This is a genomic window from Erwinia persicina (assembly GCF_014838825.1).
Lineage (GTDB): Bacteria > Pseudomonadota > Gammaproteobacteria > Enterobacterales > Enterobacteriaceae > Erwinia > Erwinia persicina_A.
Map to the genome: position 1 here is coordinate 265,801 of NZ_JACYMO010000006.1, position 18,447 is coordinate 284,247.

Annotated in this window: 15 protein-coding genes and 3 pseudogenes; 12 read left to right on the forward strand and 6 right to left on the reverse strand. The window is 55.8% G+C overall.

Going from position 1 to position 18,447, the window contains the following annotated elements:
- Positions 1-51: 51 nt before the first annotated feature.
- Both IFU29_RS16150 and IFU29_RS16155 read right to left on the reverse strand, forming a co-directional pair.
- Entirely contained in the window at positions 52-1,080 is a 1,029-nt protein-coding gene (locus IFU29_RS16150) for an HlyD family secretion protein (protein ID WP_191934809.1), read from the reverse strand.
- Entirely contained in the window at positions 1,077-2,687 is a 1,611-nt protein-coding gene (locus IFU29_RS16155) for an MFS transporter (RefSeq protein ID WP_191934810.1), read from the reverse strand. The genes IFU29_RS16150 and IFU29_RS16155 overlap by 4 nt, the downstream gene beginning before the upstream one ends.
- 163 nt (positions 2,688-2,850) lie before the next feature.
- Here IFU29_RS16155 and IFU29_RS16160 point away from each other — a divergent pair, with 163 nt between their 5' ends.
- The 4 genes from IFU29_RS16160 (at position 2,851) to IFU29_RS16175 (ending at position 5,495) form a co-directional block, all read left to right on the forward strand.
- Positions 2,851-3,636: an IclR family transcriptional regulator gene (locus tag IFU29_RS16160; protein ID WP_191934811.1), complete on the forward strand. Its 786-nt coding sequence runs from the start codon at positions 2,851-2,853 to the stop codon at positions 3,634-3,636.
- 12 nt (positions 3,637-3,648) lie between these two features.
- Positions 3,649-4,098: a universal stress protein gene (locus IFU29_RS16165; protein WP_191934812.1), complete on the forward strand. Its 450-nt coding sequence runs from the start codon at positions 3,649-3,651 to the stop codon at positions 4,096-4,098.
- A gap of 49 nt (positions 4,099-4,147) precedes the next feature.
- Complete coding sequence (locus IFU29_RS16170) at positions 4,148-4,957, forward strand: DUF2909 domain-containing protein (protein WP_191934813.1); 810 nt, start codon at positions 4,148-4,150, stop codon at positions 4,955-4,957.
- 256 nt (positions 4,958-5,213) lie between these two features.
- Positions 5,214-5,495 carry a hypothetical protein gene (locus IFU29_RS16175; RefSeq protein WP_191934814.1) on the forward strand — a complete coding sequence of 94 codons (282 nt, stop codon included), beginning with the start codon at positions 5,214-5,216 and terminating at the stop codon, positions 5,493-5,495.
- Between the two features lie 179 nt (positions 5,496-5,674).
- Here IFU29_RS16175 and IFU29_RS16180 read toward each other — a convergent pair whose 3' ends face one another.
- The 3 genes from IFU29_RS16180 to IFU29_RS16190 form a co-directional block, all read right to left on the reverse strand.
- Positions 5,675-5,842: a hypothetical protein gene (locus IFU29_RS16180; RefSeq protein WP_191934815.1), complete on the reverse strand. Its 168-nt coding sequence runs from the start codon at positions 5,840-5,842 to the stop codon at positions 5,675-5,677.
- Between the two features lie 342 nt (positions 5,843-6,184).
- Positions 6,185-7,411, reverse strand: coding sequence for an L-lactate MFS transporter (locus IFU29_RS16185; RefSeq protein ID WP_191934816.1), 1,227 nt, complete (start codon positions 7,409-7,411; stop codon positions 6,185-6,187).
- A gap of 471 nt (positions 7,412-7,882) precedes the next feature.
- A complete protein-coding gene (locus IFU29_RS16190) occupies positions 7,883-8,092 on the reverse strand; it encodes a hypothetical protein (RefSeq protein ID WP_062743051.1) in 210 nt (69 codons plus the stop codon).
- A gap of 210 nt (positions 8,093-8,302) precedes the next feature.
- Here IFU29_RS16190 and IFU29_RS16195 point away from each other — a divergent pair, with 210 nt between their 5' ends.
- Entirely contained in the window at positions 8,303-9,550 is a 1,248-nt protein-coding gene (locus IFU29_RS16195; RefSeq protein WP_191934817.1) for a mechanosensitive ion channel family protein, read from the forward strand.
- 55 nt (positions 9,551-9,605) lie between these two features.
- On the opposite strand, the gene IFU29_RS16200 is transcribed toward IFU29_RS16195, so the two are convergent.
- Positions 9,606-11,549 (reverse strand): methyl-accepting chemotaxis protein, encoded by a 1,944-nt coding sequence (locus IFU29_RS16200; RefSeq protein WP_191934818.1) that lies wholly within the window; start codon positions 11,547-11,549, stop codon positions 9,606-9,608.
- Positions 11,550-12,301: 752 nt separating this feature from the next.
- Here IFU29_RS16200 and IFU29_RS16205 point away from each other — a divergent pair.
- From IFU29_RS16205 to IFU29_RS22525, 7 genes and pseudogenes are all read left to right on the forward strand, one after another.
- Positions 12,302-13,240, forward strand: a complete 939-nt coding sequence (locus tag IFU29_RS16205) for a pectate lyase family protein (protein ID WP_191934819.1) — start codon at positions 12,302-12,304, stop codon at positions 13,238-13,240.
- A 577-nt stretch (positions 13,241-13,817) separates the two neighbouring features.
- Positions 13,818-14,169: pseudogene (locus IFU29_RS16210) on the forward strand (type VI secretion system contractile sheath small subunit); the annotation flags it as partial.
- Positions 14,170-14,191: 22 nt separating this feature from the next.
- Positions 14,192-15,532, forward strand: coding sequence for a type VI secretion system baseplate subunit TssK (tssK, locus tag IFU29_RS16215; protein WP_191934820.1), 1,341 nt, complete (start codon positions 14,192-14,194; stop codon positions 15,530-15,532).
- The gene (tssL, locus tag IFU29_RS16220; RefSeq protein ID WP_191934821.1) at positions 15,529-16,218 is read left to right on the forward strand and encodes a type VI secretion system protein TssL, short form; all 690 of its coding nucleotides are present in this window, start codon (positions 15,529-15,531) and stop codon (positions 16,216-16,218) included. Before tssK ends, tssL begins: the two co-directional genes overlap by 4 nt.
- Entirely contained in the window at positions 16,215-17,939 is a 1,725-nt protein-coding gene (locus tag IFU29_RS16225) for an OmpA family protein (protein ID WP_191934822.1), read from the forward strand. The genes tssL and IFU29_RS16225 overlap by 4 nt, the downstream gene beginning before the upstream one ends.
- A gap of 178 nt (positions 17,940-18,117) precedes the next feature.
- Positions 18,118-18,201: pseudogene (locus IFU29_RS22955) on the forward strand (Clp protease N-terminal domain-containing protein); the annotation flags it as partial.
- 83 nt (positions 18,202-18,284) lie between these two features.
- A pseudogene (locus tag IFU29_RS22525) lies at positions 18,285-18,447 on the forward strand (type VI secretion system tip protein VgrG); the annotation flags it as partial.

The window sequence follows — 18,447 nt, forward strand, 5'->3', positions numbered from 1 at the left end:
ACCTGTATTGCCCTGCAAAATAAAGGTCATTATTATGCGACCTTGTTCACATTAATACCTTTCCAGTTCCGGGACGACGGACATGCCCACGCGCAGCCGTTCCCGATCTGCCTGGCCCGGTTCCAGTACGATTTTCACCGGCAGGCGCTGCACCACTTTGGTGTAGTTGCCGGTGGCGTTGTCGGCGGTAATGGCGGCAAAGGTGGATCCCGTTGCCGGGGCAATACTGTCAACGTGACCGCGTAGCGTCACGCCGGGAAGCGCATCAACCGTCAAAGAAACCGGCTGTCCGGCAGTCACGTTGGCCAGCTGCGTTTCAAGGAAGTTGGCCACCACATAGCTCTGTTTCAGCGGTACTACGGCCAGCAGACGGGTACCCGCCGCTACCCACGCACCCTGTCGCACCGCGCGCTGGCCAACGCTACCGGAAATTGGGGCGGTGATGCGGGTGTAGGAAAGATTGAGCAGCGCCTGATCGACGCTGGCCTGCATGGCACTGCTGTCTGCCTGCGCCTGTTTCAGGCTGGCCTGCAGTACCGCCACCGCTTTATGCGCGGCCAGCGCTGCGGCCTCGCTCTGCTTCACCTGGGCGGCAGCGCTCAACATGGTGGCGCTGGATTTTTGCTGCTCATCGGCGGTCGCCGTACCGCTTTTCAACAGGCGGCGGTAACGGTCCGCATTGTGTGCGGCGTAGTTGAGCGTGGCCTGGCTGGCGCTGACCGCGGCATCAGCCTGAGCGATGGTCGCTTTCTGCTGCTCAAGCTGGGCCTCAATGCTGGCCTGTTTCGCCTCGCTCACCTGCAGATTCGCTTTGGCCGTTTCCAGCGCAACGCGGTAGTCCCGATCGTCGAGGGTGGCCAGCACCTCTCCGGCAGTGACCTGCTGGTTATCAGAGACGTTAACCGTGCGGATATAACCGGAAATTTTGGGCGCGACCAGCGTGTAGTCGGCGGTGACCACCGCATCGTCGGTGCGCAGCTGATGACGGTTAATGGCCGACCAGATAAAAAAAGCAATGGCCAGCAGTATCAGCAACAGGGCCGCCAGCAAAGCGGTGCGTTTAGCAGGTGTGAAGCTCATGATTGTGATCTCGATGTTGGCGGAACGGGAGTGAGTAAGGTTTGCGGCGGCCACACGCGTTTCGGCAGCCAGGCGGTCAGCAGAATGAGAACCAGCGCAAACCCCGTAATCAGCAGGTAGGCGTCACTGATGCTGAGGATCACCGCCTGATGTCTGAGCAGCGTGCTGAAATGGCTGAGGTTCTCAACGGAACTGACCGTCCCGTCGGGCAGCAGCGGCATCAGGCCGCTGGCGCTGTCGCTCTGCGCGGCGGTCATCAGCCACGGCCGGTTACCCAGCTGATCGACCAGCGTATGCGAGTGGAACTTCTCGCGGTGGGTGAGGAAATTCTCTACCAGCACGCCGGCGGCCACGCTGGAAAAACCGCGCACGGTATTGAACATCGCCGAGGCAAAGGGCCCCTCGGGCGGCATCACCACGCTGGTGGCGCTCATCAGTACCGGCAGGATCATCATTGGCTGGCCAAACGCCTGTAAAACCTGAATGACCCAGAAATTTTGTCGCGCCCACTCGCCGGTGATCTGCATTCCCATCATGCAGGAGAGGATCATCAACCCGGCTCCCGCCGTCAGCATCCAGCGGCAGTCTATCCAGCGCAGGTTAAGCAGCGCAGCAAGCAGCGGCGCAATCAGCAGCTGCGGCAGGCCAATCGTCAGCGCCAGCGGAGCAAACTGCGCGGTGCGAAAGCCGTCAATCTGAGCAAAATAAGCTGAAGGCAGGGCCGAACCCGACAGCCCTACCATCAGTACCCCTGCCAGCACCAGCAGACCGTGGGTCAGATTTTTTCGCTGCAGCATTTGCAGCCGGAACAGCGGCAGCGGGTGATACCATTCGTTGATCAGAAACACCAGCAGCAGCGCAGCCGCGCTCAGTAACATGCCGCTAATCAGCGGTGACTGGAACCAGTCAAGCCGTTCTCCCTGGGTCAGCGCCAGTATCAGCAGGGCGATACCGCTACAGCCGGTAAGCATCCCCAGCCCGTCAATCTGGCGAAACCGCTCCAGCCGGACCGGATCCTGCGGCAGCCCCCAGCCAATCAGCAGGGCGGCGATCAGGCAGGGGGGGATAACCTGCCAGAAGGTAAACTGCCAGCCAACGGAGTCGGTCCAGAATGCGGCCAGGGAGGCGGCCATATTCGGGCCAAAGGTCGCGGTCATGGCATACGCAGCCAGCCCGTAAAGTTTAATGCCGGGCGGCAGGAAGCGCAGAGCGACCGTCATCAGCATTGGCGGGAGGGCACCGCCAAAAATCCCCTGGATCACCCGGAGGGCGATAAAGCCTGACGCATCTGAAACCAGTGGCTGGACGACCGCCATCAGGCAGAAACCCAGCGTGGCAGCCAGCGTAAAACGTCGCAGGGAGAAGGTGACGGCAAACCAGGGAGCTATCATCATGGCAGCGACTTCCGCTGCCTGATAGGCGGAGGTGATCCAGCTCCCGGTGTCAAAATCTATGCCCAGTGCGGCACGGATGTCGGCCAGAGCGAGATCTGTCACCCGATCGTTAAGGCCGGAGCTGAGTGCGGCGATCAACACACCCACCAGGCCCAGCGCCAGGCGCAGGGTGAAAGGGTGCGGAGGCGGCATTGCCGCAGGCTGGCCATTCATTGCAGGGACTCCAACACTATTTTTATTATCGATGCACTGTATTGCATCGTGATACATTGTGCGGAATATTACAGGGTGATGCCGTGTATTGCAATGCGGTACACTGTATCCAGTGAGACATTCAGTGCTACAGTAAAGGCCGGTAACAAGGAAAAGGATCCCTATGTTTGAGTCTTCAGGCTGCCGCGATGACGAGCGTTCCGGCGGCATTCAGGTGATCACCCGCGCGGCGAAAATTCTTGACGCGTTAGGGGCAAAACCGGACGGGATGAGCCTGGGCGAAATTGCCCAGGCGGTCGATCTGCCGCGTTCCACCGTACAGCGTATTGTCGCTGCGCTTGACTCGGTCCAGCTGGTACGCAGCCACGGTACGGCGGCAGGCGTGCGCCTCGGGCCAGCTCTGCTGCGACTTATCGCCAATGTTCATACTGATGTGGTGGCGATCGCCCAGCCCTGGCTTCAGGCGCTGTGCGACCAGACGGGGGAAACCGTCTCTCTGGCGCGGGCCAGCGGTCTGCAGCTGGCCATTATTCACTATGTGGTGGCCGACAGGGAGCTGCGGGTGGTGCCGCGCATCGGCATGAACCTGCCGCTTTACAGCACGTCCGGCGGCCGTGCGCTGCTGGCGCTGGACAGCGACGAGACGGCCAGAGAGCGGGTCGGGGAGGCTTTTCAGGCCATCACAGAACTGACCGTGCGCGACTTCCCTGCGCTGCTGGCGCATCTGACTGAAATTCGCCGTACCGGTCTGGCCTATGATCGGGGAGAAACCCTGGAGGGCATCTCCACCATGGCGGTGGCGATCGACACCATTCTGGGGCGTTTTTCCATCAGTCTGTTAATCCCTGGCGCCCGCTTTCAGCGGCATGAGGCGCGCAACCGGCAGGCGATCCTGCGGTGTAAGGAGGCACTGATCGATGAAATTGGAAAAGCCGCATTACGCGACTGACAGGAGAAGGCTATGAAAACGCTTTTAGTTGCAGTAGATAATTCGGTCATTGCCCGCAAAGTTGTTTCGCTGGCGACCGAACAGGCGCTGGCCTTACAGGCTGAGGTGGTGGTGGTGTGCTGCGTGGATGCCAGCTATGCGGACTCCGGCCCGTTTGATATAGAGGCGGGTGAAGATCCCGGTGATTTTGGCCTGGCGCTGGACGAGCAAAATACCGCCGAAGCGGTGGTGCGCCAGGCGCTGGCGGAACTGCACCGTGCGGGCGTGGTGGCGCGGGGCAGGGTGGTCGCCGGGGAATCGGCTGAAACCATCGTGGCCGAATCGAACCGCCTTCAGGCGGCGATGATCATCATCGGACGTCGCCATCTCTCCTCCTTCAACCGTCTGCTGAAAGGTTCATGCAGTGCAGCGGTTATCGAACGTGCCAGCTGTCCGGTATTGGTGGACGTGCGCGCTGACTAAGGTGTTTTTACAGGCCGGCTAGCTGGCCTGATAACTTCAGGATCCTGCTTTGACTTCTCACGCTATTCTTGCCTCGCTGTTCTCCGCTCTGGTCTGGCTGGTTATTATTGGTGGCCTGCGACAGCGTAAAAAACTCAGGCCTGCTGCGGCAATACTGCTGTTTGTACTTCCGCTGCTGGCGGGCAATGTTTACTACTTCGGCTGGGTGAACCCGGCACAGCAGAAACAGGCCGCCATTGATGCCTCAGCGGCCCGCCTCGCCACGCTGCCGGTCTGGCGCACGGTGAAAGTACAGCAGCCTGCGCTCTACCAGCAGGCCTATGATCAATTGATGACCCATCTCCGTGACGGAATGCCGACGCAGCAGGCGATCGACAGCCTGCGTCCTCTGGTGGCTGACCTGCTGAATCAGCGTATTAATGCGGCCCGCGATGAGGACCTGATCGACTACATGCAGGCCTCCCTTGAGCAGATGAAACAGATCCGCCAGCACGGTGCCGGACAGTGTTTCCGCTTTCTGTTTCCCCAGGTTAAAGGGGGCGTTAACGTCAGTCAGCTGTTGCCAAAAGCCGTTACCGACCGGGAGCTGCAGTCGATGGATGTCCTGCTGCAGCACAGCCGGGGGGCAGAACAATCTGTGGATTTAAAACAGGGACGTGTGCAGCTTCAGGGCGTGGTACGCGGCCTGTATGGTCGCTGGGGCAGTGATCTGCAAACGCTGAATACACCGGCTGAACCCGGGGTGGATGAAGGTAAACTCTGCGATATGACGATAGATCTTTATCAGTCGGTTCTGGCACTTCCGGGTAAAGATTCAGCCAATGTTTTACGTATAATTATTAGCGGAACAGGTAATTGATGCCAAAAAAAAGCCCGCTCGCCGCGGGCATAAAAACTTTCTAATTATAGTAAATAAATACCTGGTGTTGCGCAGACATCTTCTAATGTCTGGGGCCATATTCGCACTGATATCGCCTGAAGGCCATTCACTCTCCTGAATCGATTCAATCGGCAAAACATTGCATAAGCTAAGTAAAATTGTGCAAATGCGCCTGAGTCTGATAGCCGCAGGGAGGGAGATTGCTATGATGCGGCACTCGAAGAGGGGAGTCATAATGAAGAAGAAACTATCCGCCGTATTGGCGATTTTACTGCTGGCTGGCTGTACTTCCGGCAAACCCGGGGCCTTTGAGAAGGTGGATGAAGATCCGGCAGTGAATACCGTTCAATATCGTTTTAATCCGGTTAACGTCGATAAAACGGCAATGGAGAAAGATGTTGAACGATATTGTACTGAGCGTGGCTTTGATAAAGTGGAGGCGTTAAGCCCACAGGAAAGCCATGTACCTGGCCTGATGAAAGCCTGGTATCAGTGTAATTACAGTATTAAAAGTTAAATAAAAATAAGGGCGGGGAAATCCCCGCCCAACTTTTTGCTACTTCATGGTTCTTTTTATATTGCTGTGTGCAGGCTTTGCCCGCCCAGCCCCGAACCCTGCTGCGTGTTGACGTCGCTTAAGCGGCGTCAATCCGACGACAGGGTTCCGGGCCTATCGGTGAATATTCACCGAATTCGTCACCAGCCGCGCCGTGGCCCGCCGCCATGATGATAGCCGCCGTGATATCCGCCGCCACCGCCGTGATAACCGCCGTCACCGTCGTGATGATGGCGAGGCGCAATAATACAACCGCTCAGCATCACAATCAGTGCCATGACAGAGGTCGCTTTCATTATTGTTTTCATGTTTATCTCCCGCCCTTTTCTATGACTACAACTTTACGCAAGAAAAGTGGAGGAATAATGCCGCGAATGTAGAGTTATCAGAGGAAATATTTCAAAATAATTCTATATGCTAATGCTCTGACTCTGCTCAAGTATATTAAATAAGATAATGATGAAAAAATCACGATATTGATGAGAATCATCTTAAAGCAGAAGTGGGGGAAAATAGCGCAGCTTTCAACATCAGGGAATAGCCTGCCGGTCAAGCGGGCGTTATTTCGTACAGGAACTGAGCGTGGGCCGATATTGACGTTAAAGCCCGCAGGGAGAGTCGCCTGCGGGCATGCGGTGTGATGCTGTCTGTCAGGCGTGCTGTAACGCTTTTTTCACTTCAGCAGCCCGGTGCGGCATGCGGATGGTGGCTGACATCAGCAGAGAGATAACCAGCAGGGCCATAATCAGGCTAAAGGTCACGGTAAAGCCGCCGAACAGGGAAGCGATAAGCGACCCCATCACGCTACCGATACCGAAGCCAAGATAAATGACCCCGTAGTTTTTCGTCAGGTTGTTGAGGCCAAAGAAGTCACTGACCAGTGACGGATAAACGGTGATGGTGCCGCCGAAGCTGAAGGCGACGCAGGCGATGGCAATAAAGAAGCTGCCTTCATTCATATGGCTGAACAGCAGAATGCTCATCCCGGCCAGGGAGACAATCTGCGCCAGGGTGATCACCCGGATACGGGCGACTTTGTCAGACAGTACGCCCAGAATCAGACGGCCGCTCAGGTTGGCAATCGCAATGATGGTCACCGCATTGGCTGCGGTCTGTGCGCTCAGGTGAACCATATTCTCACCGATGTCTTTTGCCACGCCAATCACGTAGAGACCGCTCATACACGCCGTCAGGAACATCAGTGCCAGCATCCAGTACTGCGGCAGACGCATAGATTCTGCCAGCGAGTAATCGCGGCTCTTCTGGCTGGTTTTGCTACTGCTTCCCTGCTGCGCCGGGGCATCTTTCATCAGCAGCGCACCGACGACTATCATGCTCATCGCCAGCCCCCCCCAGATCATAAAGGTAGTTTCCAGGCTGTAGACGCTTAACAGATAGCTACAGATGAATTTAAAACCCAGGCTGCCCAAGCCGTAGGCACCGATCGCACAGGCGGAAATCATGCCTTTACGCTCCGGGAACCATTTTACACAGTTCGATAAGGTCATCAGATAACCCGCCCCGTCAGCCAGCCCGACCAGCACGCCAGCGCTCAGATAAAGCATAAACAGGTTATCCGCCTGGGAAGTCATCATCAGGCCCACAGCCATCAGCAGCCCGGCGGCGATGGTGACGTTACGCACGCCAAAACGTTCCTGCAGTTTTCCGGCTACGGATGAAGCAACCGCCAGCCCAAGACTCAGCAGTCCGAATGAAAAAGCGACCTGGCTGATGCTGGTATCCAGCTTGTCAGACAGCTGCCCGTTAAACAGGCTCCAGGTGTAGACCGAACCCAGCGCAAACTGCGTAATGATTGTACCGATCAGGGTTAACCAGCGGGTGCGGTTAACGCGGTGACCTGCGGTTGATGCGTTCATGGAAATCTCCTGGTGGAAATACTAAGGATCTTGAATTAAGCCAATAGTAGAGCCGGGCTTCATTACTGCGGGGAAAAAGGGCATGAACTGCCCTGACCAGGGAATGAAATGCCTCTGGGACGACATGAATGGCCGCTGGCAGACGCAAAGAGGATCGTAGGGCGTGAGTTTATTTATTGATATATATCAATTTATTAAGCGAGTTTGCCGTTTTGGATACCCATGAGGTGGCGTAAGGCGGCGGATGTCTGCGGTAGGACGGGGTTAAAAACCAGCTGAAGGTGGAGGAGAGAGCAGTGCAGGGCGATGGCTAAACTGACGCTGGCCGTCTCGCCGAGGGGGCATCAGACGGTGCAAAATACCGACGCCACGCATGGCGATGCGTCGCCGCTGGCGGAAGCTATCCCGCCCTTCAACGTCGTTTCACTGCCGACGTCACCCGGCGATCGCACCGGGTGGCCTCGTTATGATCTAGCGAATATAACCGCGGATCACATCCGCAATGGCTTTATTCGCTTCGCGTCCGTCGCGGTGTTCCACCTCTTCCGCAATTTTTTCCAGGTACTTATTCAGTTTGCCGCCCGTTGGCACATTGCCGTAAGCGATCAGCATCTGCACAATGTTTCTCAGTGCAAGAACCTCTAGGGAGAGGCGTTCAACAACGGCGTCTTTATCTGGCATGGAATGCTCCGGTACGGCAGTCAACAATAATACCGTCAGATTACCCGCCCGCGCGCGGAATCAATCCGTTGAATATCGCTGTTTTTCGCGGCGATTAAGCGCCTGAACACTTAACCTCTGCAATACATCGGCAAGATACTGTTACCTGTAAGGCTTGAACCTGCCTTCGGCACAGGGCATGATCGCGCCTCGCTTTAAAAAGGAGGCTTTATGCCGCAGTTGACCGCGATTCTGAAGCAATATGGAATAAATCCTGATCACACCACCTCGCTGATTATTATTTTTGGCATTATTTTTCTCACAGCATTAATCGTTCACTTTATTCTGCACCGCATCGTCCTGCGTGCCTTTGAACGGCGGGCCAACAGCAGCAGCCATCTGTGGCTGCAAATCATTACCGGCAACAAGCTGTTCCACCGCCTCGCCTTCACCGTGCAGGGGATGATCGTCAATATTCAGGCGCTGCTGTGGCTGCAAAAAGACAGTGATGCGTTATTGATCGTCACGACCTGCGCGCAGCTGTGGGTCATGCTCTATGCCCTGATGTCATTCTTCTCGCTGCTGGATGTGATCTCTGGCCTGTCCCACCGCTTTGCCTTTGCTGCTCAGTTCCCGCTGAAAGGGATTTTCCAGGGCGTGAAGCTGCTGAGTGCCATCGTTATTGGCATCATGATGATCTCCCTGCTGATCGGTAAATCACCGGCGATCCTGATTAGCGGGCTGGGGGCCATGGCCGCGGTGCTGATGCTGGTGTTTAAAGACCCGATCCTGGGCCTGGTGGCGGGTATCCAGCTTTCTGCCAACAGCATGCTGAAGCTGGGGGACTGGCTGGAGATGCCCAAATACGGTGCCGACGGCGCGGTAACTGATATCGGGCTGACCACCGTTAAGGTGCGCAACTGGGATAACACCATTACCACCATCCCGACCTATGCGCTGGTGTCGGATGCGTTTAAAAACTGGAGCGGCATGTCCGCCTCCGGTGGGCGACGCATTAAGCGCTGCATTAATATCGACAGCACCAGCATCCGTTTTCTCACGGCTGATGAGGTGAACAACCTGATGCAGGCACGCCTGCTGAAGCCCTATATGGCATCACGTCAGGAAGAGATTACCAGCTGGAACGGGAAGGAGGGGGCGGACGCGTCGGTGCTGAACCAGCGCAGAATGACCAACGTTGGCACTTTCCGCGCCTATCTGACCGAGTATCTGCGCCAGCATCCGTCGATTCGCCAGGATATGACGCTGATGGTGCGTCAGCTTGCCCCGGGCCCGGAGGGGCTACCGGTAGAGATCTATTGCTTCACCAATACGGTGGTCTGGCTGGAGTATGAGAGCATTCAGGCGGATATTTTTGACCATATTTTTGCGGTGATCGGCGAGTTCGGCCTGCGTATTCATCAGGCACCGACCGGCAGTGATGTGCGGGCGATTGCCGGCAGCGTTATCCCGGAATAAAAAAATCCGGTGCGCCCTGCGGCGACACCGGATGGTTTATTCACGGTCAATCGGTTTAGTGGGCGGCCTGCGCGGTGCGGAACACGGCAACCAGCTCCCGCAGCTGAACGGCCCGCGCGGCCAGCTCATCCGCCGACGAGGCGGACTGCTCTACCAGCACCGCATTCTGCTGGGTCACCTGGTCCATCTGGTTGACGGCAATGTTGATTTGCGAAATACCGGCGCTCTGTTCCTGTGACGAGGCGGAGATTTCGTTCACCAGCTGCGCGGTCTGCTCAATGGCCCCCACGCTTTGCTTCACTTTATCCCCTGCATCCTGCGCCATGGCGATCCCCTGACGGGCATTATCCACCGACACGCCGATTAACTGCTTGATCTCTTTGGCGGCCGTTGCGGAACGCTGGGCCAGCGCTCTGACCTCGGCGGCCACGACGGCGAAGCCTTTCCCGTGTTCTCCGGCCCTGGCCGCCTCAACGGCGGCATTAAGCGCCAGGATATTGGTCTGGAAGGCGATGCTGTCAATAACGCTGATGATCTCTTCAATCTGTCCGGCGCTGGCGCTGATCTTCTGCATCGACTGCAGGACCGACTCCATCGCTTCCCCACCCAGCAGGGCGGCATCCGTAGCGGAGCTTGCCATGCCGGCGGCATAGCGTGTGTTATCCGCATTTTGCAGAATGATGGAGGAGAGTTCTTCCATGCTGGCAGCGGTCTGTGCCAGCGAAGCCGCCTGCTCTTCCGTCCGCGCAGACAGGTCGCCATTGCCCTGGGCAATTTCTTCTGAAGAGGTGGCAATCGTCGTGGCGTTATCTTTAATGTCTGCCACCAGCAGTGAAAGGCGCTCACGCATCTGCATCAGGGAGCCAATCAGCCCGGCCATTTCGTTGTTGCCGGTGACTGCCAGGTGGGAGGTTAAATCGCCGGAGGCGACATCCCGGGCAACCTTCGCGGCATCGCTGACGGGGCCGGTGATGGAGCGGATGATATATACCCCGAGGATCACCACAAACAGAGCTAGCACGGCCAGTACGCCGAGTAACTCAACCTGCGCCAGGCGATGGGCGCTGATTTGTTCAGACAGCATCCGGCTGATTTCGTCACTCGCTTCAAGACCAAAGGTGTTGTACTGATTGATGGCGCGGGTGAAGAGGGCGACAAACTCCGCTGGCTGGAGATCGGTTTTGGTCCGGTTCACAAACACATCTTCAGCAATTTTTAAGGCCTCACTGGCCTGCTGCAGCGCTGCTTCCCCTTTGCCACTGAATTTTGCACGGACCTCTTCGTCTGTCTCAAATGACTTCTTCAGGTTCGCGTTATACAACCGCAGGGCATTCCGGCCGTTGCGGATCTGAAACTCCATACGGGCGTAATCGCTGTCCTCAATCCCGTCTTTTTTCGCCAGAAGCGACGTACCGCGAGCGCGGATCTGACCGAGTGTTTCTGTTAAGTCAGGCAGGCGGCTGAAGGAGCTGATGATGAACTGATAGGTATTTAAATCGGCATCCAGCGACAGGCTGTAAAAATCAAGCACGTCAACATTCAGGTCCAGCGCCGAGCGGATCACCTCAGCGTGACGATTCAGGCTGGTTGCCAGCGTCAGATTGCGGCTGTCGATATCGCGCTGCAGCTGCTCCCACTCAGCGGTCAGCGCGTTAAAACGTTGCAGCAGGGCATCGTTGTTACGGGTGGCACTCAGCGTGGTGAGAAGGGCGGCATTGAGCTGGTCAATCCGGGCTTTCAGTGCCAGACGATTTGGCGTAGCGGGATCATTGGTAGCGATAGCAATGGCCGCTTCAGCACGGTGGCGCTGCATCAGATTAAGCAGATTCAGCATCTCCTTTTCAACGGGAATACCCTGTAACTCTAATTCCTTCACGTTGATCTGCTGGTTTCCTTCTTGAATAAATAACCAGGAAGGAACCGCAAATAGCATCAATGAAAAAAACGCAAGGAGCAGGAATTTTGCAGGCAAATTAATATTGTTGAGGAGTCTTTTCATTTTTTAAATTTCACTTATGTTCAATATGATTTTCAGTCAAACCACGGGTGAGGGAATAAAAATTATCTTGGGGTTTTACAACTAAAAAAATCATTGTTTCCATGTGTCAGTTATATAACTCAATTCTGCGAATGAGTTTCACTATCAGCCTATAAGTAAACCTTCTTGATAGTGCGTTGAATTATAGTTTCAGATGAATGATTGTCTACGATCAAAATAGATGATATTTATTAATAGAAGCATAACGTGCTGAATTGTTTAACTCTTTGTTTGTTATGCTTTTTTAAGAAAGTCAATTTCTGTTAATTCCATTCATAAAAGCCAAAGTGTGTATTGTTTTTAACATTTATAAAATAAACTAAAGTTTGAATTAACCTTGCCGATAAGGGCTTTTATGAGATGAATGTCTTATTTATTTCAGCCTGAATCTGTTCGTTTTATACATAATCTTATTCAGTCATAGGCACCCGCTTATATAAGGCCTTACCGCTCACGGTTATTATATTCTGTTACATTTGAGCAGGATCTCCTTACAAAAGGCGTGTCGGACAAAGCGTTCTGTTTGCCTGTCGACCAGCAGAGTGAACTGGCTGGGCCATTGTTTTTAGCCTGGCGTATAACGGGTTCCGTACCCGGCCACTGGCGGGTTAGCCGATGTTATTAGTGATACAGGCTGATAGCGGAAGGCTCTGTCGACAGGATGTCGTATCACGGTGTTTTTCACTATAACGTAATACGTATAAGGGCTTTTTATGACATATCCAACGAGTAAGCTGAAGGGTCTGGTCGGTTTCGCCAAAGCCGCTAACGTCACGGGCGGCTGGAACGGGACGGTGGTAGAAATTAACTCTCTGGCCCAGCTGAACCAGTATGCGGGCGACAGCACGGCGCGCGTGCTGGTCATTAACAGTAATATCACCGCCTCCACCCTGACAAAAGTCAGCCTGGGCTCCAATAAAACCATCGTGGGCTCATTCCAGAACCGGACACTGAAAAATATCCACTTCCGGGCAACGACCACGTCGCAGAATATCATTTTGCAGAACCTGATTTTCCAGCACTCGGTGAACATCAAAGACAATGATGATATCCAGCTTTACCTTAACTACGGCAGTAAATACTGGATCGATCACTGCTCATTTATCGGCCATACCTGGTCCGACGGCGACGGCAGTCTGGATAAACTGGTGTATGTCGGTGATAAAGCCGACTACGTGACCATCAGTCACTGCTACTTTGGCAACCATAAATATGGCCTGATCCTCGGCCACCCTGCAGATGATAACAATACCGCCTATAACGGCTTCCCTCATCTGACTCTCTGCCATAGCTACTTCGATAATATGCAGGTTCGGGCTCCCGGCCTGATGCGCTATGGCTATTTCCACGTTTACAGTAACTACGTTAACAAGTTCCAGCTGGGCTTCACGCTGGCGCAGAATGCCAATATCCTCTCTGAGAATAACTATTTCGGTGAGGGGAGTGCGAACAAAGGGATGCTGGATGACAAAGGGACCGGTACCTTCACGGATACCGGCAGCGTACCCGCCATTACCAACCAGAAGTCACCCAAAGCGCGGTGGACGGCCTCGTCTAACTACGCTTACAGTGCGAAGTCTGCCAGCGAGGCGAAAACCTTCGCGGCGGCTAATGCCGGAGCGAAGTCTACAACGCTGGTATTTGGCGGCTGAATACCTTTACCCGGGCCCGCGCAAGCGGGCTTTTTAAGGCCCGCCAGGCCAGTCAATAATAAATATTATTGAAGATTTGAACCGGCCGTGAGATGGACGTCTGTTCAGTCACGTCCTGCCTCCCCTTTTTTGCAAAAAATGAAAAATCAGACTTTTCACAATATTCATTGTATTTGGGTGATTTTTAATCCCTAAGTGAAATTGATCGCTTACTGAACACCCTTATCCCACAAGGCCTGGGTGAGATTTGAAAGAAAATTCTTATAAATCAGAAAGATGATCTGTGCTTGTTAAAATCGCCAATTGTAAATTTTTGTTACACATTTTCATTTCCGATCAGGCAGGGAACGTTTCTACACTCCGCCTATTGGGTGTTATCCGAATTTTTACATTTCAGATAAACACTCAAAAATACAGTGCTGACATGCTGGTGTAAGGAATGCGCTCGCTTTTAACCCCGGGATTTTGACGCTCGTCGGATGACGTGAACCGGAGGTTGTTCTGCCTGGGTTTGCCTTTCTTAATCATTTCTTACTGGCATTGACCGCTTCTATGACTCTTTAGAACAGGGACAGCCATGACTAACGCTCCCTGTCAGTCCGACATTCCCGGGGCGGGTATTCCTCTAAAACCTGACCTGCATAGCGGTGAGGCAAGCAATAAAACTGAACGCCCCCTGAAATGACGGGTGGCGGGTGATTTCAGTAACGGTCAGGAATCGGCACCCCTGTCCGGGCGCGAAAAAGTGAAGGTGAATAAAACAACGTTGACGCAGTGCTTTCTGAATATTTTCCAAAAACAAACCTGATCGTTAAAAACACGCTTGCTGTTGATGGTAGCAATGACGCATCAGTCTGATATTTCAGAGCATGAAAGATTTTTCTCCAGAGCAAGTCTCCCGGCAACTCCCCCAGCTGAAGGCCATGCTCGTAACATTAAGGCAGGAAGCCGATGAAAACGGAACAACCGTTATGGGGCAGGGGCGTTATGATCGCTCCCCAGCATTTCCAGCAGCAGGTCGCGTACGCAGCCTGGTCTGCTGAAGGTATCGCCCGGATGGGGTTATTACAGCCCTGGGGCGTGATCAATGTCGCTTTCGAACCGGAAACACTGAAGCTGGGCCGTCTGCAGGCCCGTCATCTGCACATCCGTTTTCAGGACGGGACGCTGATTGATACAGACAATGCAGATACTCTGCCACCGGTGCTGTCACTTGAAAGCATTACGCATGAGGTGGTGGTCCTTCTGGCGCTTCCACTGCTGCGGGCGAATGGTGGCAACTGCCTGAAACCCGATGAGGTGGCTGAGCGTCCGGTGCGATATCGCCAGCGCTGGCGTGATGTCCGCAATACTTTCGGCGACGATACCCGCCAGATTGCGGTGATGCAGCCAGAGCTGACGCTGCGGTTTGCTCATCAGAACAACAGTGATTACCTGTGCTGTCCGGTCGCCCGACTGCAGCAGGATTCGCAGGGTTCCTGGCAATGTGATGAGACGTTTCTCCCTCCACTCCTGACCCTCCAGGGCAGCCGCTGGCTGACGACCCAACTGGAGCAGCTGATGACCCAGTTGCGCGCCCGCCTGAGCCGTCTGATGGCGATGCGCCGTGAAAGCAATGAGCGTATGGCCGATTTTGCCGTGGCTGACGTCTCCCTGTTCTGGCTGCTCAATGCCCTGAACAGTGCAGAGCCTGTACTGGGGCAGTTTCAGCGCCATCCGCAAAGCCCGCCTGAGCGTCTGTACCCTGAACTGGCACGACTTGCAGGCAGCCTGCTGACCTTCTCGCTGGCGCATCAGGTAAGCGCGATACCGGTCTGGCAGCACGAGCAGCTGAATGACGTCTTCCCGCCGTTGTTCGATTTACTGGGCGACCTGCTGGAAGCCAGCCTGCCGTCGCGGGTGGTGGCGATTGAGCTTGAGCATGATGCCCGGCTTCACTTCTGGCAGGCTCGTCTGCATGACCCACGTCTGCGCGAAGGCGCTGATTACTATCTCTCCGTACGCTCACCGATGCCGGTGGCACAGCTGCAGGAACAGTTCCCGCGTCAGTGCAAGGTGGGTAGTCCCGATCATGTCAGGAGTATCGTTAATTCATCGCGGGTGGGGGTGCCTCTGGTGCCTCTGCGTCATGTGCCGGCTGCCATTCCACTGCGTCTGGAAAACCAGTATTTCAGCCTTGATGTCTCTCATCCACTGGCCATTGAAATGCTCCAGGGCGGGACCTGTATGTTTTACGTTCCGGGAATGCTGGGTGAGCCTGAACTTGAACTCTTTGCGGTACTGAGAACATGAGTGAGCAAAAACGCGGCGCTGCCGCATCCATTGATATTGATTCCCTGCTTCAGGACACCTGGCTTCAGGTCATCAGCCTGCGCCACGGTCCGCAGTTTCAGGATGGTGAAGGCCGGATGCTGTGGGAGCGCTGTATCGCTGATGTGGAGCGCGTGCAGCGTGAGCTGAAAGCGAGCGAACTCGATGAAGCCAGCTGTCAGCATATTCTCACCGCACAGTGTGCGCTGCTTGATGAGGTGGTCAAAGGTCGGGGCGTGGAGGATGACGCCTGCGTGCAGTGGTATGACATTCCCCTGCAGGGCCACTTCCTCGGTACCATGGACGCCGGTGACACGCTGTGCGATCGGATGCGCGACGTGCTGCGCGAACCGGCTCCTGACCACGTCGTCGTGACCTGCTTTCAGCGGGTCATGAAGCTGGGGTTTCTCGGCAGCTTCTGCTCTCTGAACGACCCGGCACGGCAGAAACTCGTCAACGCCCTCAGTGAACAGGTTACGCCGTTCAGCTATCCACAAACTCATCCGGTACTGGCGGAAAGTCCTGCCAGCCGGGGAGTGGGCGTCTGGCTGGCGTCATGGCCCGTGCGTATTGGTCTGAGCGTGGTGGTGGTGGCTGCACTCTGGTGGGGTCTGGATCACTGGCTGGATCAGACGCTGCAGACCCTGTTGCCGGAAGCCATGAAATGAGTCCTGCACAACAGCGCGGGCTTGCGCTGTGGGCTGCCCTGCTGAGTGCCGTGGTTTGCCTGGGTTTCCTGCCGGCCACCCGACTGGTTTCTGTGCTGGTTCTGCTGGCAATGCTGGGGCTTATCATGGCGTTCTGGGCTGTCGCTCGTCGTCGTGCGGAGCACGATGTCACCCTGCGTCTGGATGACCTTCCGGACGCCACTTACCGGCAGCCCGTGGTGCTGGTCTGCGGCGATCTGCCGCTGGCATGTATGCAGCAGTCACCGGTGCTCACTGTCACGCAGGGATGCTGGATCCGCGTGGAAGATCATCAGGATCTCGAGCAGGCAGCCCGCCAGGTACTGTGGCTGCGCCCTGACTGGGGACGTCAGCTGTCGGTGATGGTCAGTGTCTGCCCGCAGAAACACGCTGACAGCGAGCGCCTTACCAGTCGCCTGCTGGCCCTGCGCTGGCAAATCAGCCAGCTGCGTAAAGAAACCGGTCATTCTGTGCCGCTGGTTCTGAATGGTCAGATCGGCAGTGCGATGACAAATGACATGCTCTGGCAAGCCGCTGTCCCGGAGGAAGGGGTAAGGGTCTGGCGGGCGTCTTCAGCACCGAGCTCAATTGCCGCATGGGTCACTACCGGCGGGACGCCTGCGATGCAGCAGCAGGTGCTGATGAACACCCTGATGAGCTGGTTCCATCAGCACGTGAAAGCCGTCTTTATGGATGAGAACCCCGATGTTCCGATCATCGCCCCTGCTGCCGTGCTGTGGGGAATGGGGCCGATCCTTGCCGGAAGCCTGGCCACCTCGGTCTGGACGGTGTGGCTTTCCCGGCACACCGCGATGCAGCAGGTGACGGGCTGGCAGCCGGTGGGGACCGACAGCACGGTGATTTCCCCCTTCCCGGATTTTATCCTGCCGCTATTGCCGAAAGGGCAAGGCCTGACGCCGCGCGGACGAACCTGGCGATGTGCGCTCGGGATCTTCACGCTGGCGGCCATTGCCGCGCTGCTCAGCAGTGGCTGGAACAATCGCCAGCTGCTGCAACGGGTGAGTTTTGATATTGCCCGCTACAACCGTATCCCTATGCATGATTTCGCACCAAAAGCCGACGCCGTTTCCATCCTGCGTGACGATGCGGCACAGCTTGATGACCTGGCGCGTAATGGCGTACCGGCCCGGATGAGCCTGGGTCTGTATCGGGGGGAGCGCCTGCGAATGCCGGTACTGGAGGCGATCCGCTCGTATGTGCCTCCTCCACCTCCGTCTGAACTGCCGTCTGAACCGCAGCCGAAAGCTAAACCGGCCCCGACAATTGTGCGGCTCGACAGCATGTCGCTGTTCGATTCCGGCAAGTTCGTGCTGAAAGCGGGATCCACCAAAATGCTGGTGAATTCACTGGTCGGTATCAAAGCGAAGCCGGGCTGGCTGATTGTGGTGAGTGGCCATACCGATAACACCGGCAATGCGGGACTGAACCAGGCGCTGTCCCTGAAACGTGCCGAAGCGGTGCGTAACTGGATGCGGGACACCGGCGATGTGCCGGAAAGCTGTTTTGCGGTACAGGGTTATGGTGCAAGCCGTCCTGTCGCAACCAACGATACCCCGGAAGGCCGGGCGCAGAACCGCCGTGTCGAAATCAGCCTGGTACCCCAGGCCGATGCCTGCCAGCTCCCGGGCAAACCTTCAGCGTCATCACAGGATGAAGACGTTTCACAACACTTTCGAGAGTAGTCCAGGGCAAGCGTCCTGACGGACAGTCTCTTCTGCCCGTTCTTTGCTCAACGCCTGCCCGCGCGGGTTGAGCAAAGAAACCCTCAAACTGCCAGCCCGACCGTATGCGCTTTGGTCCCCTTAAGAGGAAACAGCGATGGGCGGTAGCGTGTCCGGGAACCGACAAAGAGAGGGATGTATGGGACATCCAGCCATTCTGTTGCGACGTCTGACCCCTTACTGTGCCCGTGCGGTGGAAGGCGCGGCTTCGCTCTGCCAGACCGCGCCCATGCGGACATTCACGCCGGGCTGGCGCGATGAAAAGGGTATCCGGCTGGCGTTTGAACTTACACAAGGAGTGTACACATGAGCAATAATCCCCCCAACAGATTCAGCCACAGCCACCACCTGCTGGCGGTAAAAGGGTGCGGGTCAGCCCTCGACGTACTGGCCTTTGAGGGCGATGAAGCCCTGAGCACGCCGTTCAGCTACCGCATTGAGTTCACCAGCGGTGACCATGCCATCAGCA